The organism is Pseudofrankia coriaricola (genome assembly GCF_032027725.1).
GTDB lineage: Bacteria > Actinomycetota > Actinomycetes > Frankiales > Frankiaceae > Pseudofrankia.
The window spans coordinates 202,189-222,405 of sequence record NZ_JASNFO010000002.1 but is presented as its reverse complement, the minus strand read 5'-3'; the positions used below and the strand labels follow the sequence as shown (position 1 = coordinate 222,405).

Here is a 20,217-nt window from a genome sequence, read left to right as displayed (position 1 = left end):
CCGACGAGCACCAACGGGCACCCGACCTCGTACCCGTGGTGACGGAAGTAGTGCCTGTGCCAGTCACGACTGTGCCTGTTACGGCGATGCACGGAGCCTCCGGCTTTGGTTCGGTGTGGACCCCCCCGGGCGACACCGCACGCACCCCCACGCGCACCCACACAGTATCGGACATCAGTCACGTTCGCGCACCGGGGTATCGCCATCGGCGACCATCCGGACGCCCAACCGACACCCAATGAGCGGTGGGCGGATGTCAGGCTCCCGGGACCGGGAACGGAGCCGGCGGGGCCGGCGGGAAGTTGCCGCGCGCCGCCGGTGTCACGGTCGCCGTCGGAGCCGCCCCCTCCGCCGGAGCGGGTGGCTTCCCCACGCTGGGCGTCGCGCCCACGGACAGCGGGAAGACGGGAGAGCCAACGGCCTGGCCGAAGGCGCCACCCGGCGGCAGGGTCCCGACCGCCGACGGGCTCGGCGCGCTGGCGGCGCCGCGTTGGGTCAGGGGGATCACCGGGAAGGGGTAGGTCCTCGTCGCGCGCGGCTGCGCGGCGCCGGGAGCCGGCGTACCGGCCGCCAGCGTGTCCTTGTCGCCCTGATCGTCGCCGGTCGCGACCAGCCGCAGCGAGACGGTGCCCGCGATCGCGGCGGCCACAAGGCAGCAGACCACGAGCAGCACGGCCCGACGGCGACGGCGCCGGGCTCGCCGCCCACCGGGTCTGGCCGACCTGACGGCGGGCCCGTTGGCCGGTTCGCTGTTCGACGCCGCCGGCTGGTCCGCCGCCGTCCCACTCGCCGGCGGATCCCCCACCGAACCGTCGGCCGGCGAGTCGCCGCCCGCCGGACCGTAGGGCGGTGAGCTGTCCGTCCAGGCGCCCGCCGGGAAGGCCGCCGTAACCTCCGGAGCCGTGGCCGCCGTCGCTGGCCACGGGTCGCCCGCCTCCGCTGGCCACGCCGGATAGGGCCACGGCGCGCCAGGCGAGGCCAGGTCAGGCTGTGTCAGGTCAGGCTGTGTCAGGTCAGGCGCCGTGGGAGCCGGCGACAGGCCGTCGGACCAGACGGGCGCCGCCGGCATGATCGGGATGGCACTGGTGTCCGTCGCCGCGAACCCACCGCCGCCGAGGTCGGTCGGCGGCGGCGCGTAGTAGATCGGAAACGCGCCGGTCTGCGTCGCGGGATCCGCCGCGGCCGGGAACGGTGTCCCTCCCGTACCTCCAGGCGGCTGCTGGTAGATCGTTCGCTGGTAGGCGTAGAACTCGAGCTGGTAGCCGGCGACCTGATGAGGCTGGTCCGGGTCCGGCTGGCCGGTGTAGGGCGGGCTCTGCCCATACGCGCTCTGCTCATACGCGCTCTGCCCGTAGGTGCCCGGCGCGAACTGGTCCTGGTAGGGCCCGAGCGGCTGGGTGGGTGGCCCGGCGAACGTGCCGGTCGGGTGCTGGTACGACGTGTGCGGCGGCGCTGGCTCGTGGGGCGGGCCGATCGGGATCGCGCCGGTGTCGGCGGGAGCGAACCAACTTCCCGGATCGGGTGACGCCGCCCCCTGGTCAGGCTGCTCGTATCCCCACTGGCCATATGGCGCCGGCGGAGGGATGCCGTAGTCGGCGGAGGTGCCGGCGGGCACCGAGGCCTGGCCGGGAGCGGGATACGTCCCGGCGTCGCCGTACGGCGGCCAGCCTGGCTGCTCCGGGGGCGCCGGCGGCCAGGGCGCGGGCTGCTCGAGCCATGGCGAGGGCACCGGCTCGTAACGGGCGGCGTCGCCGGTGGGCGCCTCCGGATACGGCGGTGGCGGGTGGCCTATCTGGCTGTGCGCCTGCCCCTGGTAGGCGGGCGGCGGCGGGGGCGCGACGTCGTCGGCCGGGTCGCGGTACGGCGTCTGCATATACAGCGGGCCCAGCGGGATGGCGCTCGTCTCGCTGGCGAGGAAGCCGCCGCCGAAGTCGGTGGGCGGGGGCTGGTACGAGAACGTGAACTCACCGGTCCGCGGCCACGGGGAGACGTCGTCCGGGACGGACGCGGCGCTGTCCGGGCCGGCGGCTGTGCCCAAGCCGTCGGCTTCGCCGCCAGACCGGGCCGGGTTGCCATCCATTGCCGGTAGCGCCTCCGCGTCCCTGGGCCGGTCGTGCCGCCGTTCGCGAATGGAACGGACCTGTCACTGACCATAGTTCCACCGGATACCCGCGACTCTCCCGCGGCGGGTGAGTTGCGTACAGAGTTCGTGGCCTGACCGTTGCCGGACGAGACGGTAGAACTCGGCGCGACGTCGCGGGGGACGCTCCGCGAGATCTGGTGCCATGGCCGTCCGTAACGGCGATGGCCGGGGCGGCTGGTGTGCCGCCCCGGCCATCGGGAGATCGCTGCCCATTGACCGAGGCCGACGAAGTCGACCTCGGTCAGCCCGGGATCAGGAGATCGTCCAGGTCTCCTTGCCCGCGACCAGGGACATCAGGTTGCCATCGCCCTGGCGCTGCTTGGCCCGATCGATCTGGGCGTTGAGCTCCTCGTCGTAGCTGGGCACGTCGACGTCGCGGAAGACGCCGATCGGGGTGACACCGTGGGTGTCACCGGTCAGCCGGGACAGGGCGAACTGCTGGCTCGGGTCGACGGCGTGCGCGTCGTGGACGAGCACCCCGGCGTCACCGGCGGCGCCGACCTCCAGGCTCCCGTCGGCACCCCGGCGGATCGCCTTGCTCCCGTCGGCCCCGAAGGCGAGCGGCTGGCCGTGTTGCAGGCGCAGCGTCACGTCGTCGCGGGTGTCCCGGTCCTTCATGGTGTCGAAGGCGCCGTCGTTGAAGATGTTGCAGTTCTGGAAGATCTCCACGAAGGCGGCGCCGGGGTGCTCCGCGGCGGCCCGCAGCACCGAGGTGAGGTGCTGGCGGTCCGAGTCGACGGAGCGGGCGACGAAGGTCGCCTCCGCGCCGAGCGTCAGCGACGTCGGGTTGTACGGCCGGTCCAGCGAGCCGTGCGGGGTCGACTTCGTGATCTTCCCGATCTCGGAGGTCGGGGAGTACTGGCCCTTGGTCAGGCCGTAGATCCGGTTGTTGAACATCAGGATCTTGATGTTCACGTTCCGGCGCAGCGCGTGCAGCAGGTGGTTCCCGCCGATCGACAGCGAGTCGCCGTCGCCGGTGATGACCCACACCGACAGGTCGGGCCGCGAGGTGGCGAGGCCTGTCGCGATCGCCGGCGCGCGGCCGTGGATCGAGTGCATGCCGTAGGTCTGCAGGTAGTACGGGAAGCGCGACGAGCACCCGATGCCCGAGATGAAGACGATGTTCTCGCGGGCGACCCCCAGCTCCGGCAGGAAGCCCTGCACGGTCGAGAGGATGGCGTAGTCACCGCAGCCAGGGCACCAGCGGACCTCCTGGTCCGAGGCGAAGTCCTTGCGGCTCTGCGGGCCCGGGGCAGCCGGGACCAGGTCGAGCAGCCGGTTGGTTACCCGGCCACCGCCGACCTTGCCGTTGGTGGTGACGGTCACTGGTTGATCACATCCTCCAGAACGCCCGCGAGCTCCGCCGCCTTGAACGGGAGGCCTCGGACCTGGTTGTAGCCGATCGCGTCGACCAGGAACTCGGCCCGGACCAGGGTGCGCAGCTGACCGAGGTTCATCTCAGGCACCAGCACCCGGTCGTAGGACCGCAGCACCTCGCCGGTGTTGGCGGGGAACGGGTTGAGGTGGCGCAGGTGCGCCTGGGCCACCTGCAGGCCCTTGGCCCGCACCCGGCGGACTGCCGCGGCGATCGGGCCGTACGTCGAGCCCCAGCCGAGTACGAGCACGCGGGCCGAGCCGGACGCGTCGTCGACCTCCAGCGGCGGGATGTCGGCGGCGATGCCGTCGATCTTCGCCTGGCGGAGCCGGACCATCTGGTCGTGGTTGTTCGCGTCGTAGGAGATCGTGCCCGAGCCGTCCGCCTTCTCCAAGCCGCCGATCCGGTGCTCCAAGCCCTTGGTGCCCGGGACCGCCCACGGGCGGGCCAGCGTCTGCGGGTCACGCAGATACGGCCAGAAGTCGCCGTCGTGGTTCGGCTCGGTCGTGAGCTGGATCGGGATCTCCGGCAGCTGGTCCCGGGTCGGCAGCAGCCACGGCTCGGAGCCGTTGGCCAGGTAGCCGTCGGAAAGGATGAACACCGGGGTGCGGTACTTGGTCGCGATCCGGGCGGCCTCGATCGCGGCGTCGAAGCAGTCCGACGGCGACCGCGGGGCGATGATCGGCACAGGGGCCTCGCCGTTGCGGCCGAACATCGCCTGCATCAGGTCGGACTGCTCGGTCTTGGTCGGCAGACCCGTCGAGGGGCCGCCGCGCTGGATGTCGACGATCACCAGCGGGAGTTCGAGGCTGACGGCGAGACCGATCGTCTCGCTCTTGAGCGCCACACCCGGGCCGGACGTGGTGGTCACGCCGAGCGAGCCGCCGAACGAGGCGCCGAGCGCCGCGCCGATGCCGGCGATCTCGTCCTCCGCCTGGAAGGTGCGGACGCCGAACTGCTTGTGCTTCGAGAGCTCGTGCAGGATGTCGGACGCCGGGGTGATCGGGTAGCTGCCGAGGAACACCGGCAGGCCGGTGAGCTCGCCGGCCGCGACCAGGCCGTAGGACAGGGCCAGGTTGCCGGAGATGCGGCGGTAGGTGCCCGCCTTCATCCGGGCCGGCGCGACCTCGTAGGTAACCGAGAAGGACTCGGTCGTCTCGCCGTAGTTGAAGCCCGCGCGGAAGGCCGCGACGTTCGCCTCGGCGATCTCCGGGCGCTTCGCGAACTTCTGCCGGAGGAACTCCTCGGTGCCCGTGGTCGGCCGGTGGTACAGCCAGCTCATCAGGCCGAGGGCGAACATGTTCTTCGCCCGCTCGGCTTCCTTCTTGTTCACCGCGCCGGCGACGCCGTCGGCGGCGTTCACCGCGTTGATGGTCATCGAGGTCAGCGGGACCTTGTGGACGCGGAACTTGTCCACCGTGCCGTCGGTCAGCGGGTCTGCCGTGTAGCCCGCCTTCTTCAGGTTTCCACCTGTGAAGGCGTCGGTGTTCACAATGAGGTCGGCACCCGGTGGGAGGTCCTTCAAATAGGCCTTCAAAGCGGCCGGGTTCATCGCCACCAGGACATCCGGCGCGTCGCCGGGCGTCAGGATGTCGTGGTCGGAGAAATGCAGCTGGAAACCGGACACACCGGCCGGGCTACCCGCTGGGGCGCGGATCTCGGCGGGAAAGTCCGGGAGCGTCGACAGGTCGTTTCCGAATGTCGCCGTCTCGCTCGTGAACTGCTCGCCGGTGAGCTGCATGCCATCGCCGGAGTCGCCGGCGAACCGCACGACGACCCGGTCGAGCCGGCGGGTCTCCCGCTCCCGGGCCTGCTCGCGGACCTGCTCAGACACCTTCAGTAACCTCCTCAGGTACCGGTCCAGCCTACCTGTCGGCCTATTTGGGCGCGCGCATAGCGGCGCCTGTGCCGCCGGGGGGCGAGCCGTCCAGCAGGTCGGGGTGGCACCAGCTCGTCCGTAGTCCTATCACGCTCCGTGTTGGAGGCATCTCTGTCTGTCGTGTTGCTTGCGGGTTGCCGGGTGGTAGCGGCGTCCGGGCTGGTACCCGGGTTGGCCAAGCTGGCATCCCTACCGGCGAAATTGCGCACGTCGGCTCCTTGATTGCCGCCGATGTCGGGTATTTGTCACCAGTCGGCTCTCCTCGGCCACTTCCGACACTGCCGGGGCGGACGCCATTCCGCCGGGCCGCCGCGCACTTCATCCGATGACTTCGCCCACAGTGTGTGATTCGTCTCCCTCTTGACCGACGCGGCGGCCTCCCGAGACCCGCGGGTCAGACCCGCGCGTCCCGAGCGCTGTGCCCGCCGGGTATAAAGGCCCGCCCTTCGCCTGGCGGACCCGGGCGTACGTCGCCGACGGGAGGCCTTCGCCGCCCGGTCAGCATCCACCTGCCCAGGATGCGTGCCATGGGCGCCGGGCATGACGGAATCGGTGTGGTGTCGATAGCGCCATTAGCACTAGCACTGGCGGCGCTGGCGCGGCCAGCGTCACGGCCGGCGGGGTCGTCGCCGAGTGGCTGCCGTGGCCGCCGCGCAGGACCTGCCGTCGTTCCGGGCGTCGCCGAGCGGCCGCGGGCTCCACGTGGCCGATGGCACCGTGAGTCGCGTGACCGGAGAGGTTCTCGCCCTCGCCTACTCGTGCCGGCGGCGAGAAGGAAGGATGAAGGAGAGCGGGCAGCCGCGCGAGAATCGGCGGGTGGACGCGGACATCCCCATCTCGGCTGATCGAGTCCTCGCCGGTTCCGGTGGGACCAGCCGCGCCGGTGATCGTGCCCTCGCCGTCGGGTTCGTCGGTTTCGGCCGCGCCGGGGCGGCGCTCGCCGTGGCGTTCGCCGACGCCGGACATCGCCTCGTCGGGGTGACCACGCGCTCCGATGCCTCGGCCGCCCGCGTTCATCGTCTTCTTCCCGGCGCGCGGCCGCGGCCCGTGGCGGAGCTTGCCTCGCTGGTAGACGTCCTGATACTCGCCGTCCCCGACGACATGATCGCTCTCGTCGCCACCGAGATCGCCGAAGCCGCGGAACCCGCGGGCCCGCGGGCGGGCAGCGTCGTCGTTCACCTGAGCGGACGGCATGGGCTCGCCCCGCTCACGCCGGTCGCGGCCCGCGGCGCGGCCCGCGCGGCGGTCCACCCGATCATGAGCCTGGCCGGCCTTGACCCGGCCGCGGATGCCGCCCATCTGCGCGCCGCCACCTTCGGCGTCACCGCCGACCCGGCGGCCGCACCCATCGCCCGCCGGCTGGTCGCGGACGTGGGCGGCCGGTTCGTCGAGGTGGCCGACGAGGCGCGCACCCTCTACCACGCGGCGATCGTGTTCGGAGCGAACTACCTGGCGGCGCTGGCCGGCGCGAGCGCCGACCTGCTGGCCGCGGCGGGTGTGACTGACGCGCGCGCGGCGCTCGCCCCGCTGCTGCGGGTGTCGCTCGACAACGCGCTGCGCGACGGCGACGCCGCCACCACCGGACCGGTGCGCCGCGGCGACGCCGGTACGGTCGCCGCCCACCTGGAGGCGCTCCGTGCCGCGGACCCCGCCGTCGTCCCCGCCTACCGCGCGCTCTCCCGTCTCGCGGCCGGGCGCCTGGAGGCCGCCGGCCTTCTCCCTGCTCGCGCGGCCACGAGCCTCCGCGCCACGCTCGAAGCCTCCGACCCCACAGACCCCACAGACTCCTCCGTCTCCTCCGGCGCCTCGAACGTCTCCGACGAACCGTGACCCAGGCCGACCGGAGGGTTCAGAGCCGCGCTGCCCGGGGATGGTCGGGGCACCGAGGACGCAGGTCGGCCCGCGGAGACGGCCGCACAAGCCGGGCGTTGCCGACGTTACGGGCCTGGATGGGAACGCCTCGCGACACCTCTGGCGTTGAGCTGGGTGCAACCTTCTAATACGACAGGACAACGGGACGCCATGTCTCACCTCAACGGTCTCAAGACCGCGTTGCTACTCGGAGTACTGTCGGCCGCGATCCTGGCGGTGGGATCCATCTTCGGCCGGAACGGGCTGATCATCGCGCTCGTCCTCGCGGTCCTGATGAACGGCTTCTCGTACTTCTATTCGGACAAACTCGCGTTGCGCGCCATGCGCGCGTACCAGGTGAGCCAGGTCGAGCAACCACGCCTATACGCCATCGTCCGTGATCTCGCGACGCGCGCTCGCATGCCGATGCCACGCCTGTACCTGAGCCCCACCAGCGCACCCAATGCCTTCGCGACCGGCCGCAACCCGAAGAACGCGGCGGTGTGCTGCACCGAGGGGATCATGGAGCTGATGGACGACCGGGAGCTGCGCGGCGTCCTCGGCCACGAGCTCAGCCACGTCTACAACCGGGACATCCTCATCGCCTCGGTCGCCGGCGCGCTCGCCAGCGTGGTCGTCTACCTCGCCAACTTCGCCCAGTTCGCGGCGATCTTCGGCGGCGGGCGCAACGAGGACGGCCCGGGCATGTTCGAGCTGCTACTCCTGATCATTCTCGGCCCGATCGCCGCGACGATCATCCAGCTGGCCATCAGCCGCGCCAGGGAGTACCAGGCCGACGAGTCCGGCGCGACGCTGACCGGCGACCCGCTCGGCCTCGCCAACGCCCTGCGCAAACTGGAGGCTGGCACCGCCGCCCGCCCGCTTGCCCAGAGCTCCCGCCTGGCCCCGGTCTCCTCGCTGATGATCGCCAATCCGTTCCGGGCCGGCGGGGTCGTCCAGCTCTTCTCCACCCACCCCCCGATGGACCAGCGCATCGCCCGCCTCGAAGAGATGGCCCGGCTGAACCCCTACCGCTGATGCCGCTGATTTCGCCGCTCGTCCCGCTCGTCCCGCTCGTCCCGCTCGTCAGCGCGGGGCGTCGGCGCGGGGCGCGGTCCGGACGCGCCCGCACCGCGACGTTGCCGTTTCACGGAAGCGATCTTGGAGGGGCTGGGCGGCGGTGGGCGGGGGTCGTCGATCGCTAGAGTCGGCAGGCGTGGCCGACGACTCCGCGACTGAGACCTCGACGCTGGCCGCCCGGGTTCGGGCGGCGGCCCTGTTGACCGGCAGCTTCGTGCTGCGTTCCGGTAAGACAAGCACCGAGTATTTCGACAAGTACCGGCTAGAGGCGGATCCGGTCCTTCTCGCGGACATTGTCACCGCGATGGTCCCGCTCGTGCCCGCCCGGGCCGAGCTGCTCGCCGGCCTGGAGCTCGGCGGCGTGCCGCTGGCCACCCTGCTGTCGGCCCGTACCGGACTGCCGGCCCGCTTCGTCCGTAAGAAGGCGAAGGAGTACGGCACCCGCCAGATCGCGGAGGGCGGCGACTTCGCCGGCCGGTACGTGGTCCTCGTCGAGGACGTCGTCACCAGCGGCGGCGCCGTCCTCGACGCGACGAAGGTGCTGCGCGAGCAGGGCGCGACCGTCGAGCACGTCGTCTGCGTCATCGACCGCCAGGAAGGCGGCGCCGAACGTCTGGCTGATCTTGGCCTGACCCTCCACCCTGCGCTCACCCGCGCCCAGCTCGACGCCGCCGCATAGCCGGTCCGCCCGGGCGGACCGCCTGGTCCATCTGGCCTGTCCGCCAGGCCTGTCCGCCAGGCCTGTCCGCCAGGCCTGTCCGCCAGGCCAGTCCGTATGGCCGAGCCGGCGCGGCCAGGCCCGCGCGGGACCCGGCCGCGCTCACCTCAGGGCGACGATCTCCCGCGTTCGCGAAGCTGGCCCCTCCAGGGGCCAGCTTCACTTCGACCGCCCGACCGCGTCCGCCCGGACGACCGTGTGACGGAGGGCTCTCGACCCGTCAGCGGTAGTTGATGAACTGCAGCGAGACCTCGAAGTCCTCGGCCTTCAGCATCTGGATGACGGCCTGCAGGTCGTCGCGCTTCTTGCCGGTGACGCGGAGCTGGTCACCCTGGATCTGGGCCTGCACGCCCTTCGGGCCGTCCGCGCGGATCTTCTTCGCGATCGCCTTGGCCTTTTCGTCCGGGATGCCTTGCGTCACGGTGATGGCGAGGCGGTACTCCTTGCCGGCCTGCTTCGGCTCGTCGTAGTCGAGCGCCTTGAGCGAGATGCCGCGCTTGACGAACTTCTCCTGCAGTACGTCCAGCACCGCCTTGACTCGCTCCTCGCTGTTCGCGACTAGCGAAATCGAGTCGCCGGAGTGGGTCGCGGAGGCGTCGGTACCCCGGAAGTCGAAGCGAGTCTTGATCTCCTTGGCGGTCTGGTTGACCGCGTTGTCGATCTCTTGGGTGTCCACCTTGCTGACGATGTCGAAGGACGGGTCCGCCACAGCGAGGAACCTCCTGTCGGGGTCGGTTGTGAGGGGCAATCGCCGCTGCCCACAAGGTCAGGGCCACATGACGGGGACCTCACCTCGGTGGCACCTCCGCCGCGACCGGTATGCTCATCCACGACACGGCAGGTTGCCCGAGCGGCCAAAGGGAGCGGTCTGTAAAACCGTCGGCTCAGCCTACGATGGTTCGAATCCATCACCTGCCACCACCCCGATCTAGTTGCGAAGCAGCAGGTCACAGGCCCCGGAACGATCGCCGGGGCCTTCTTCATGCCCGCGATGAGTCCCGGCCAGTCCCGGCCAGCCCCGGCCGCTGCCGGCTCGCCGCGCACCATATGCCCGCGCCTGCCGCGAGGACTGGATCAGTGGCGCCAAGGACATCGCCCTAATGAACCCGTTGCTGCCAGTCGGTGGAGCCGCCGCCCGGAGCCGGGCGGGCCAGCGTCGAGGTCTCGGCGGCGCGCTTCGTCTGACTGATCCTGGGCGGCTGTGGACGAGCGGGTGGGTGGGGGGTGGATTCGGGGGCGGGTGTTACGGCTGGGTTCCGGGTTGAGCGGGTGGGTTTTCGGGCGCTCGTAGGCGGTTACGGTGCCGGGATGGGGTGTCGGGCGGTGTTCTTTGACATCGACGGGGTGCTGACCGTCTCGTGGCGGGCGTTGCCGGGGGTGGCGGACGCCGTGCGCCAGGTCAGGGACGCGGGGCTTGCGGTGGCGTTCCTGACGAACACGACGTCGCGAACCAGGGCCGCCATCGGGGCGGCGCTGCGGGAAGCCGGAATCGGGGCCAGCGACGACGAGATCATCACCGCCCCAGTGATCGGCGCCGCCTACCTGCGCCGGCACCATCCCGGGGCACGGGTCCATCTGCTCAACAGCGGCGACATCAGCGCGGATCTCGCGAGTGTCACAGTCGCCAGCCCAGGCGAGCGGCCCGACGTCGTCATCGTCGGCGGGGCCGGGCCCGAGTTCACCCACGATGCGCTGACCTCGGTGTTCCGGCACCTGCTCGGCGGCGCGGCGCTCGTCGCCCTCCACCGCAACCACTACTGGGCGACCGACGACGGCCTCACCCTCGATACCGGTGCCTACCTCGCCGGGCTGGAGCAGGCGGCCGGTGTGCGCGCGAGCGTTGTCGGCAAGCCGGCGCCCGAGTTCTTCCTGGCCGCCCTGGACCTGGTCGGCGTCGAGGCCGCGGAGGCCCTGATGGTCGGCGACGACGTGACCAGCGACGTGCTTGCCGCGCAGGCGATGGGCCTGACGGGAGTGCTGGTCCGTACCGGCAAGTTCCGGGAGGATACGCTCGCCGCCGCGGGCGGCACCCCGGATCATGTCATCGACTCGGTGGCGGATCTTCCAGACCTCCTGGCCCTGGCCCCATGACGACGGCCGGCGCGGACCGGCGGAGATCCCCGGGATCCGCGGCGCGGCCGGAACGGCGGGCCGGGCGAGCCGGGGCGGGCGTGCCGGTGGGCGAGCGGGCGGGACTCGCGCTGTTCGCCTACGGCACGTTGATGTTCGGCGACATCGTGGAGGCGCTCCTCGGCCGCCGCCCCGCCTTCACCGCGGCGGTCATCGCGGGGTGGCGTGCCGCGCGGCTGCCGGGCCGGGTCTACCCGGGCCTGGTCCCGGCGGCGGGCCGGCGGGCGTCGGGGCTGTTGCTGTCCGGGCTCTGCGCGGCCGAGTGGGCCCTGCTCGACGACTTCGAGGGCGACGCGTACGTCCTGTGCCCGGTGGAGACGGAAACCCTCGGCGGCACTGCTGCCCCGGGCTGCCTGATCGGAGGAGACGGCCTGGGTCGGGGAAGCGGCCCGGCGGGGGAAGCGGCGCGGGGCGCCCTGGCCTATGCCTGGCGGGCCGTGGACGACGTCGAAGAGGGCGACTGGGACTCTGGCTGGTTTGCGTCACACTGCCTCGGCCGCTACGCCGCCCGCCTGCGTCTGGGTGCGGACGGCTGACCGTGGCGCGCGGCGGTCGGACGAGTGGCACGTCGTGGCGGGCGGCGTCCGCGCGCCCTCAGTACCGGTCGGCCGGTAGCTACGCCGGCCGGCAACGACGCCGACCGGCGTAGCTGCCGGCCGGCGTCGCCCTCGGACGACGGCTATCGAGCCGGGCTACGGGGCCGGCGCCGCGACCGGCGTGTTGTGAGTCTCCGTGACCTGGTTGGTGGCGGCATTCCAGCGCAGCTTGCCGTTCTGGAAGGCACTTTCCCGGCCGCCGGGCACGTCGTACTCATCGCTGACTGGCAGGCCGAGCCAGGAACCGGAACCGCCGAGCGCCAGGTACTTGTTGAGGATCTCGCCGTGTACGACGAACGCGCCGAGCGCCGGGTGCCAGTAGATCCGCCCGCCCTCGAACACGGCCTGCAGGCCGTCCGGCGCCGTCGTCCAGGAGATGTCCTCCAGCGGGCGGCGCAGCGAGCCGTTGCTGCCGCCGTAGGCGAGGTACTTCTGCGCGATCGGGCCGAACAGTGCGCGGGTGCCGGTCTCGACCGACCAGAACATCATCCCGTTGGTGTACGGCTGCCACCGGCCGCCCCCGCCGGCCGGTCCCTCGGCGCGGGCCGGCGCTCCCAGGGAGATGTGCAGCAGCGGCTCGGCGGCGTAGCGGGCGGCGATCTCGTCGCGGGTTCCGTCGGCGCTGCTTGCCAGGTCGGCCGAGCTGCAGCAGAACGCATTGACGTCGACCCGCCCGGGGATGCCACCTACCGCGCCGCCGGAGTCGTACTGCCAGATCAGCCACTTCTGCCAGCCGCCGGGCAGCCAGCCGGGGTCGGCATTGCTGTTGTAGATCGCGAACCAGAGCGGGTACTTCGCGAACGACTGGGTGTTGGCGATCTTGTCGGTCCAGAACGAGCGGAAGGTGTAGAGAATCGGTGTCCGGCCGGTCTGGCTCTCCACCTCGCGCAGGAACGCCTGGGTCCACGCGGTCAGGTCGGTGGGGCTGAGGCCACCGGTGGTTTCCAGGTCCAGCACCGGGGCCAGCATTCCGGGGGCGTTGAAGTTGCCGGCCGCCGCGAGGAAGTAGCGGGCCTGGTCGACGGCCGTGGAGATCGGCAGCGCGGGCCGGGCGTAGTGGTAGGAGCCGACCACCAGGCCCGCGGCCTGGGCGCCTGCTTTGTCCGCCGCGTAGTGCGGGTTGGTGTACGTCGTCGCCTCGGTCGCTTTGATGACGGCGAACGAGTTACCGGCAGCCTTGACGGCGTTCCAGTCGATCGACGCGCCGTTCTGGTGCTGCCAGGACGAGACGTCGACACCGCGCGGCCAGGCTGGGTTCGGCGCGGCGGCGGCCGCGGTCGCCGTCGTCGAGAGCGCGAGGGCGGTGACGGCCAGCAGGGCCATCCGTGGAGCGAACTGCCCTGTCGAGCCCCGCTCGGCCGCGCGCGACCCGCGGCCGCCCGCCGGGCGCGTCCGCGGCGGGGCGTCCGTACGGCTGGAGGCGACCTTCGCCGCGGCACCCGCTGAGTCCCGTCCGCGCGCGGAATGCCTGCCGGTGACACGCTGGCCGCGTGCGGGAGGCCGCGCTGGTGGCAACGCGCGCGACGGCGTGGAACGGTGGTCACCGATCTGCCGAGGATCGCCGAAGGTCGTGCCGGGCGGCAGCGGTGTGCCAGCCGGCACGCGGACGCCGCGCGGCCCTCCATCCACGCCCTTGCTCCACGACAGGCCGCTGCCTGGCGGCAGATCGTCAGCCGCGCCGTCGGCGACGCTGGTTGCCTGTCTGTCCTGGTGGTGCATGCCGGGGTGGTGCGTGAGGCGCATGGGCAACCCTCGCTGCTCGCGGGTTCCGCTCGGGTCCGCTCGGACAGAGCGCGGCCGTGCGTCCGATCAGCGGATGCCGACGGCCGACGACTACGCTAAGCGGCAGATTGGCTACTCAGTGCAATCGGTTCGCGGGTCGCGTCGAGTTTGTCGACGCCCTCACTAGTGATCACTCGGCATGTCCCGGCGTTTCCGGAAGGTCCGGCCACTAGGACGCTTCCGTTGTGCCGCCGGCTCCAGTGCGGGCGATGCCCCGGCGTGGCGGGTCCCAGATCTTTTCCGTGGATCTTCGGGCGTCGCGGTCGCCGTCCGCGGACGCCGTTCCTGTTCACAGTCGGTGATCAGGGGTGCCCGGCCGGACTGGGATCGTCGGGCGGGCATGCGGATGGTCCGCTGGGCGCGGGCGGGCGACCGGGTGGCCCTCACCGGTGGCCAGCGGGGACCGCGACCGGCTGGGAAGCACCTGGTCGGACGGCGGTGCCAGAAAGGGCTGACCTTCGAGAAGCGCGGTGCCAGTCATGCGGTGGCTGTGGGCGTCGTCGCGGAGCCTGCTTCCCACGCCTGCCTCGCCATCGTGTAGCGTGTGTCCCGCGCGAGCACGAGAGTTACGCCCCTTTAGCTCAGTCGGCAGAGCGTCTCCATGGTAAGGAGAAGGTCTACGGTTCGATTCCGTAAAGGGGCTCGATGGTCCGCCTGTCATCGTGATCATATCGATGTCATGTAGCGGTCCCAGCCGGTACGCTGCCGCATAGGCCGCCGCGTAGCGGTCCAAGGCGGTGTAGCTCAGTCTGGCAGAGCAAGCGGCTCATAATCGCTGTGTCGCCGGTTCAAGTCCGGCCACCGCTACGAGGCGGGCTTATCCTGCTCGCTCCCCTTTGGGGGCTTCGCGGGGGCCCGCGATGTCTGCCCAGGGGGGCGACCCCCTGGAACCCCCGATGTCAGGGGGCTTCGCCCCCCGACACCCCCCATCGCTCCGCGCTTCGCGCGTCGCTGGGGGCTTGCGGGGGCGATGTTGTGGGGCGGCTTGACCTTGTTGGCTTCGCGCGTTGCCGGGGGCGTTGGGCTTCGGGGTGGCTGCTTGGCTCCCTGGGGGAAGCCTCGCCGGACGCTCGTGGTTGTCCCTGGGGGTTCGCCGCTGGCACTGGTTCGCTTCGGCTTCGTGCTGATGGGTAGCTGCCCTGCTTCCTGGGGGTCGTGAGGCTGCCGGGGGCCAGCCGGTTGGCTGTGGGGGCTGGCGTGGGTGTGTGAGGCCGGTGGGCGCGGAGTAGGGGTGCGGTCGTCGGCTAGACTCGTCAGGACTTCGGTTGGGGGTAGCCCCGGCCTGGGGGCCGCGCGTAGCGCGCGGCCGGTCGTGGAGTGGCGACCTCGGGAAGAGGGGTCGGCTTCGTGGCTGTTGAGATTTGCAACCGATAACCGCTAGAGGAAGAGGCAACACGCCGTGGCCGCCACCGACGTTCGTCCGAAGATCACTATGGCGTGTCAGGTGTGCAAGCACCGGAACTACATCACGCGCAAGAACCGGCGCAACGACCCGGACCGCCTCGAGCTGAAGAAGTTCTGCCCGAACTGCCGGAAGCACACGGAGCACCGCGAGACGCGCTAGTTCCTAGCTCCACCACCGGCTGCCAGCGGGGCATCTCCGCGGGCCCTCCGAGTTCGCGCCTCGCGCGCCGGGTCGGTGGTGACAACGGCGAGATTCCCGCACACGCATCGTCCAGGCCGGCGACCACAGGTCGCCGGCCTGGACGCGTTCGTCTCCTCATGAAACTGATCTTGTAGTTTCACCCGCCTGGTTGTGGCAGGACGAGCTGGCCGATCGGCCCCGGGTTGTGGGCCACCTCCCAGCGATACCCGTCGGGGTCCGCGAAGTAGCCGGTGTAGCCGCCCCAGTCGCGTTCCACGGCCTCGTGCACCGGATCGGCGCCGGCCGCGCGGGCGGTGCGGAGGACCGCGTCGACCTCGGCTGTGGTCGGCACGTTGTGGGCCAGGGTGATCGGAGGCACGCCGGTGCCGGTACTGATCGTGCCGACCTCCTTCTCGAACTCCTCACGAGCCCATAGCGAGAGGACGAGGCGCTCGGCGGTTCTGATCATCAGCACCTCGCCGGGCACGTCCAGTTCGGCTGTCCAACCCAGCCCGTCGAGGTAGAAGCGGCGGGTGGCGGCGAGATCGGCGACGGCGAGGGTGACAAAGCTGATTCGCTGGTCCATAGCCGCACCGTGCCACGGCCTGCCGACAGTTTGGATCGCCCCGGCAGTGGGGCCGGCCAAGCGGTGCGCGGGGCTGATGTGAGCGGTCGCGTGGTAGTGGTAGGGATGGTCGTCCCGGTCAGAGCCGGGGCACCTTGTGGATCGGAGCCGTTCATGCCGCTGAGCCAGGCTTTTGTCGGGCGTGAGTTCGTCGCCGCGAGGCCCTTTCTCGTCGGCCGTGAGCACATCCGGCAGTTCGCGCGGGCGATCGGGGACCCCAACCCGCTGTACCACGACCTGGAAGCGGCGCGAACCGCTGGCTACTCCGATCTGGTCGCACCGCCGACCTTTCTGGTGGCCGCCATCCCGGGGCAACTCGGCCTGCCGGTCGACGACCCCGCGTTCGGCATGGACTTCTCGCTCATCGTGCACGGCGAGCAGCGGTTCGCCCTGTCGCGCCCGCTCGTCGCCGGCGACGAGCTGACCGCCGTGACCACCCTCACCGGCCTGCGCACCGTCGCGACCAACGAGGTGCTGACCGCGGGCTACGAGTTCCGCACGGCCGCCGGCGAGCCGGTGGCGACCGGCCAGTGTGGCCTGGTGTCCCGCGGCACCGCCGACCCGAACGCCGGCCCGGTGCGCGTCGAGGCGCCGGCCGGCGCGCGCGGCGCCGCCGAGCCAGCCGGCGGGGCCGCCCGCGTCGCCCCCATCCGGTATGACGAGATCGAGGTGGGCGCCGAGCTGGCTGCGCGGGACTTCCCAATCCGGCGCGCGGACCTGGTCCGCTACGCCGGGGCTTCCGGTGACTTCAACCCGATCCACTGGAACGAGAAGGTCGCGGCCGAGGTCGGGCTGCCGGGCGTGATCGCGCACGGCATGCTGACGATGGCCACCGCGGGCCGCGTCGTCACCGACTGGGCAGGAGACCCGGGCGCGATCCGTGAGTACGGCGTCAAGTTCTCATCGCCGGTCGTTGTCCCCAACGACGACACCGGCGCGGTCGTCGAGGTCCGCGCCGCGGTGGAGAAGAAGCTGCCAGACAACATCGTGGTGGTGAACCTGACCGTCCGCTGTGACGGAGCAAAGGTCCTCATGGCCGCCAAGGCCAAGATCCAGCTGTCCTGACGCGGCGGGCCATCGGCAGGCGGTCCTGTGACAGGCGCTCAGCGCTCGTCACAGGACCGCCTGGAGGCTCAGCTGGCTTCGCTCAGGAGAGTGGCGATGCGACGTACGCCTTCCGCGAGGTCGTTGTCGCCGAGCGCGTAGGAAAGCCGGGCGTAGCCGGGGGTGCCGAACGCCTCGCCGGGGACGACCGCGACCCCGACCTCCTCGAGGATCACCTGGCAGAGCTCGTTCGACGACGTCGGCGTCTTGCCGCGGATCGTCCGGCCGACGACGTCCCGCAGTGACGGATAGGCGTAGAAGGCGCCCTCCGGCAGCGGGCAGCGCACCCCGGGGATATCGCTGAGCATTCCGTGCATGGCGACCCGGCGTCGGTCGAAGGCCGCGCGCATGTCGGCCACCGCGTCCAGCGGGCCCGCGACGGCGGCCAGCGCCGCCACCTGGGAGACGTTCGCGACGTTCGAGGACAGGTGCGACTGCAGGTTCGACGCGGCCTTCACGACGTCCGCGGGGCCGATCAGCCAGCCGACCCGCCAACCCGTCATCGCGTAGGTCTTGGCGACTCCGTTGAGTACCACACACCGGTCGGCGATCTCGGGCACCTCGACCGGTATCGACGTGAACCGCGCGTCGCCGTACACCAGGTGCTCGTAGATCTCGTCCGTGATCACCCAGAGGCCGGCCTCGACGGCCCATTGGCCGATCGCGCGCACCTCCTCGGGGCTGTGCACCGCGCCCGTCGGGTTCGACGGCGAGCAGAACAGCAGGACCTTCGTGCGCGGCGTGCGCGCGGCCTCCAGCTGCTCGACGGTCACTCGGTAGCCCTGCTCGGGGCCGGTGACGACGTCGACCGGCACGCCGCCGGCGAGCCGGATCGCCTCCGGGTAGGTGGTCCAGTACGGCGCGGGCAGCAGCACCTCGTCGCCCGGGTCCAGCAGGGTCGCGAACGCCTCGTAGACAGCCTGCTTGCCGCCGTTGGTGATGAGCACCTGACTCGGCTCGACGACAAGGCCCGAGTCGCGGCGAGTCTTCCCGGCGACGGCCTCCTTCAGCTCGGGCAGGCCGCCGGCCGGGGTGTAGCGATGCATCTTCACGTCCCGGCACGCCTTCTCCGCGGCGGCCACGATGTGGTCCGGGGTCGGGAAGTCCGGCTCGCCCGCGCCGAACCCGATCACATCGCGGCCCGCGGCGCGCATCGCCTTGGCGGTGGCGTCGACGGCCAGGGTGGCGGATGGGGCGATGCCGCCGATGCGGCGCGAGATCCGGCTCATGCCGACCATGCTGCCAGAGATGTTGGGGGCCTCGTGTGAGCCAGACGCGGCGTGCCCGCCTCCAAGGGGTATGCTCGATCCGCTCGGGCCTTCATCACCGGTGTACGTGCGTGCCTGCTGGTACACGACTGCTGGTACCTAGTCGTTGGTACATAGCCAGCGCAAGTATGTACCGGTCGGAGATGGGCCGGGTGGCTCCAAGGGGCGTGGCTCAATTGGTAGAGCACCGGTCTCCAAAACCGGCGGTTGCAGGTTCGAGTCCTGTCGCCCCTGCGCAGGTCAGACGATCGAGAGTGGTGGAGAGCTGTGGCGGCGACCGACACTGACGCGCCCCCGCGGGCCAAGCAGCCCGCGCGGGCTGGCGGCCGGCGTCGTACGACACCGTTGCGGTTCTACCGCGAGGTCGTGGCGGAGCTGCGGAAGGTCGTCTATCCGAGCAGGACGGAGCTGATCACCTACGTGGTGGTCGTGCTCGTCTTCGTGTCCGTGATGACCGCGATCGTGGCCTCCCTCGACTTCGGCCTCACGAAGCTGGTGCTCCAGATCTTCGGCTGACCGGTCCGTGCCCGCCCGATGTGGCGGTGCTAGTGGTCCGTGGCCGGTGTAACCGGCCTGGAAATGGCGGGCGCGGTGGCTCGATCGTGACCGGTCGGGCTGGTGCCGCGCACCAGTCGGGGTACCACTGGATACGGGCCAGACGGATCGCTCCGCCAGCGTCAGCCCGCCAGCACGACAAGCACGAGCCACCAAGTCCGAAGTCAAGGTCCGAGCCACAGCCGCGAACCAGCGCACCCGCCCGGAGGGGCACGTCACCGAACGTGTTCCACGGGCGACCACACGAGTAAGGATCGTCCGCGTGTCCCAGTCTCCCGAGCATGCCGCCTCCGAGCAGGGGGAGGCCTTCGACCGCCTCAGCCCGCTCGCGGCGTTCGAGAACGACGAGGTGGCGAGCACGGACGCCGGCGCCGCTCCGGATGAGGACGACACGGCCGCCGCGCCGGCCGACCTGACCGCCGGCTCGCCCGCCCCCCTCAGCTCCACCAGCACCGCCGATGACGAGGACGACGTCGACGAGCTGCGTCGAGCGCTCGAGGAGGCGCCAGGCGAGTGGTACGTGATCCACTCGTACGCGGGCTACGAGAACAAGGTCAAGACCAACCTCGAGACCCGGATCTCCAGCCTCAACATGGAGGACTTCATCTTCCAGATCGAGGTGCCGCTCGAGGAGGTGCCGGTCGTCAAGAACGGCAAGCGCCAGATGGTCCTGCAGAAGAAGTACCCGGGCTACATCTATGTCCGGATGGACCTGACCGACCAGTCCTGGTCCGCGGTGCGCAACACTCCCGGCGTGACCGGGTTCGTCGGCCTGACCAACAAGCCTTCCCCCCTTCGCAGGGAGGAGGTGCTCTCCATCCTCGCCCCGGTGGCGAAGAAGGAGAAGAAGGTCGAGACGGTCAAGGTGCAGGAGTTCGAGGTCGGCGAGTCCGTCACCGTGATGGACGGGCCGTTCGCGACGCTGCCGGCGACCATCAGCGAGATCAACACGGACGCCCAGCGGCTGAAGGTGCTGGTCTCCATCTTCGGCCGCGAGACTCCGGTCGAGCTGCAGTTCAACCAGGTCGCGAAGATCTGACCCGTCCCGGTGGGCCGCCGGGCTGGGCCACCGAAAGTTCAGGAAGAACGAGATGCCTCCCAAGAAGAAGAAGATCACCGCGGTGATCAAGCTCCAGATCAACGCCGGCAAGGCCACGCCAGCGCCCCCGGTGGGCCCGGCGCTCGGCCAGCACGGCGTCAACATCATGGAGTTCGTCAAGCAGTACAACGCGGCCACCGAGTCGCAGGTCGGCAACGTCGTGCCGGTCGAGATCACGGTCTACGACGACCGCTCGTTCACCTTTGTCACCAAGACCCCGCCGGCCGCGAGGCTGATCCTCAAGGCCGCCGGTGTAGACAAGGGCAGCGCGACGCCGCACCGCGACAAGGTCGCGAAGCTGACCGCGACGCAGCTGCGCGAGATCGCCACGATGAAGATGCCCGACCTCAACGCCACCTCGGTCGAGGCCGCTGAGAAGATCATCGCTGGCACCGCCCGCTCCATGGGCATCGTCGTCGAGAAGTAG

General features: G+C 70.9%; 17 protein-coding genes, 4 tRNA genes and 1 pseudogene. 15 read left to right on the top strand and 7 right to left on the bottom strand.

The features are described from left to right. Nucleotides 1-256 precede the first annotated feature (256 nt). From QOZ89_RS03050 to QOZ89_RS03040, 3 genes are all read right to left on the bottom strand, one after another. The gene (locus tag QOZ89_RS03050) at nt 257-2,080 is read right to left on the bottom strand and encodes a hypothetical protein (RefSeq protein ID WP_312622912.1); all 1,824 of its coding nucleotides are present in this window, start codon (nt 2,078-2,080) and stop codon (nt 257-259) included. A gap of 315 nt (nt 2,081-2,395) precedes the next feature. Next, nucleotides 2,396-3,469 (bottom strand): 2-oxoacid:ferredoxin oxidoreductase subunit beta, encoded by a 1,074-nt coding sequence (locus QOZ89_RS03045; RefSeq protein ID WP_071050787.1) that lies wholly within the window; start codon nt 3,467-3,469, stop codon nt 2,396-2,398. Beyond that, on the bottom strand, nt 3,466-5,352 hold the full coding sequence (locus QOZ89_RS03040) for a 2-oxoacid:acceptor oxidoreductase subunit alpha (protein ID WP_312622911.1): 1,887 nt from the start codon (nt 5,350-5,352) through the stop codon (nt 3,466-3,468). The genes QOZ89_RS03045 and QOZ89_RS03040 overlap by 4 nt, the downstream gene beginning before the upstream one ends. A gap of 771 nt (nt 5,353-6,123) precedes the next feature. Here QOZ89_RS03040 and QOZ89_RS03035 point away from each other — a divergent pair. The 3 genes from QOZ89_RS03035 to pyrE all read left to right on the top strand — a co-directional run bounded on the left by QOZ89_RS03035 (nt 6,124) and on the right by pyrE (nt 9,007). Continuing rightward, a complete protein-coding gene (locus QOZ89_RS03035) occupies nt 6,124-7,227 on the top strand; it encodes a Rossmann-like and DUF2520 domain-containing protein (RefSeq protein WP_241841961.1) in 1,104 nt (367 codons plus the stop codon). Between the two features lie 192 nt (nt 7,228-7,419). Next, nucleotides 7,420-8,286 carry a zinc metalloprotease HtpX gene (gene htpX / locus QOZ89_RS03030; RefSeq protein WP_071050785.1) on the top strand — a complete coding sequence of 289 codons (867 nt, stop codon included), beginning with the start codon at nt 7,420-7,422 and terminating at the stop codon, nt 8,284-8,286. Nucleotides 8,287-8,464: 178 nt separating this feature from the next. Beyond that, nucleotides 8,465-9,007, top strand: coding sequence for an orotate phosphoribosyltransferase (gene pyrE, locus QOZ89_RS03025; protein ID WP_083419140.1), 543 nt, complete (start codon nt 8,465-8,467; stop codon nt 9,005-9,007). A 259-nt stretch (nt 9,008-9,266) separates the two neighbouring features. Here pyrE and QOZ89_RS03020 read toward each other — a convergent pair whose 3' ends face one another. After that, the gene (locus QOZ89_RS03020; protein WP_071050784.1) at nt 9,267-9,755 is read right to left on the bottom strand and encodes a YajQ family cyclic di-GMP-binding protein; all 489 of its coding nucleotides are present in this window, start codon (nt 9,753-9,755) and stop codon (nt 9,267-9,269) included. Nucleotides 9,756-9,882: 127 nt separating this feature from the next. Here QOZ89_RS03020 and QOZ89_RS03015 point away from each other — a divergent pair. The 3 genes from QOZ89_RS03015 (at nt 9,883) to QOZ89_RS03005 (ending at nt 11,712) form a co-directional block, all read left to right on the top strand. Continuing rightward, nucleotides 9,883-9,967 (top strand) — tRNA-Tyr (locus tag QOZ89_RS03015). A 402-nt stretch (nt 9,968-10,369) separates the two neighbouring features. Further along, on the top strand, nt 10,370-11,137 hold the full coding sequence (locus tag QOZ89_RS03010; RefSeq protein WP_241841957.1) for an HAD-IIA family hydrolase: 768 nt from the start codon (nt 10,370-10,372) through the stop codon (nt 11,135-11,137). A gap of 80 nt (nt 11,138-11,217) precedes the next feature. Then, nucleotides 11,218-11,712 (top strand): gamma-glutamylcyclotransferase family protein, encoded by a 495-nt coding sequence (locus QOZ89_RS03005; protein ID WP_071050752.1) that lies wholly within the window; start codon nt 11,218-11,220, stop codon nt 11,710-11,712. Nucleotides 11,713-11,868: 156 nt separating this feature from the next. Here QOZ89_RS03005 and QOZ89_RS03000 read toward each other — a convergent pair whose 3' ends face one another. Continuing rightward, a complete protein-coding gene (locus QOZ89_RS03000; protein ID WP_083419136.1) occupies nt 11,869-13,515 on the bottom strand; it encodes a GH25 family lysozyme in 1,647 nt (548 codons plus the stop codon). Nucleotides 13,516-14,124: 609 nt separating this feature from the next. Here QOZ89_RS03000 and QOZ89_RS02995 point away from each other — a divergent pair. The 3 genes from QOZ89_RS02995 to rpmG all read left to right on the top strand — a co-directional run bounded on the left by QOZ89_RS02995 (nt 14,125) and on the right by rpmG (nt 15,118). Continuing rightward, nucleotides 14,125-14,197: transfer RNA gene (locus QOZ89_RS02995), tRNA-Thr, on the top strand. 90 nt (nt 14,198-14,287) lie between these two features. Next, nucleotides 14,288-14,361: transfer RNA gene (locus tag QOZ89_RS02990), tRNA-Met, on the top strand. 592 nt (nt 14,362-14,953) lie between these two features. Continuing rightward, nucleotides 14,954-15,118, top strand: a complete 165-nt coding sequence (rpmG, locus tag QOZ89_RS02985) for a 50S ribosomal protein L33 (RefSeq protein ID WP_007514786.1) — start codon at nt 14,954-14,956, stop codon at nt 15,116-15,118. A 178-nt stretch (nt 15,119-15,296) separates the two neighbouring features. Here rpmG and QOZ89_RS02980 read toward each other — a convergent pair whose 3' ends face one another. Continuing rightward, nucleotides 15,297-15,725, bottom strand: a complete 429-nt coding sequence (locus QOZ89_RS02980; protein WP_071050748.1) for a VOC family protein — start codon at nt 15,723-15,725, stop codon at nt 15,297-15,299. Nucleotides 15,726-15,878: 153 nt separating this feature from the next. Here QOZ89_RS02980 and QOZ89_RS02975 point away from each other — a divergent pair. Beyond that, a pseudogene (locus QOZ89_RS02975) lies at nt 15,879-16,328 on the top strand (MaoC family dehydratase N-terminal domain-containing protein); the annotation flags it as partial. Beyond that, entirely contained in the window at nt 16,305-16,829 is a 525-nt protein-coding gene (locus QOZ89_RS02970) for a MaoC family dehydratase (RefSeq protein WP_312622970.1), read from the top strand. The pseudogene QOZ89_RS02975 and the gene QOZ89_RS02970, both read left to right, overlap by 24 nt. A gap of 68 nt (nt 16,830-16,897) precedes the next feature. Here QOZ89_RS02970 and QOZ89_RS02965 read toward each other — a convergent pair whose 3' ends face one another. Continuing rightward, entirely contained in the window at nt 16,898-18,106 is a 1,209-nt protein-coding gene (locus QOZ89_RS02965) for a pyridoxal phosphate-dependent aminotransferase (protein WP_071050747.1), read from the bottom strand. A 191-nt stretch (nt 18,107-18,297) separates the two neighbouring features. Between QOZ89_RS02965 and QOZ89_RS02960 the strand changes: the two genes are divergently transcribed. From QOZ89_RS02960 to rplK, 4 genes are all read left to right on the top strand, one after another. After that, nucleotides 18,298-18,370, top strand: a tRNA-Trp gene (locus tag QOZ89_RS02960). Between the two features lie 33 nt (nt 18,371-18,403). Next, nucleotides 18,404-18,652, top strand: a complete 249-nt coding sequence (gene secE / locus QOZ89_RS02955) for a preprotein translocase subunit SecE (RefSeq protein ID WP_071050746.1) — start codon at nt 18,404-18,406, stop codon at nt 18,650-18,652. 301 nt (nt 18,653-18,953) lie between these two features. Continuing rightward, nucleotides 18,954-19,730: a transcription termination/antitermination protein NusG gene (gene nusG, locus QOZ89_RS02950; RefSeq protein ID WP_312622910.1), complete on the top strand. Its 777-nt coding sequence runs from the start codon at nt 18,954-18,956 to the stop codon at nt 19,728-19,730. Nucleotides 19,731-19,782: 52 nt separating this feature from the next. Beyond that, nucleotides 19,783-20,217, top strand: a complete 435-nt coding sequence (rplK, locus tag QOZ89_RS02945) for a 50S ribosomal protein L11 (protein WP_071050744.1) — start codon at nt 19,783-19,785, stop codon at nt 20,215-20,217.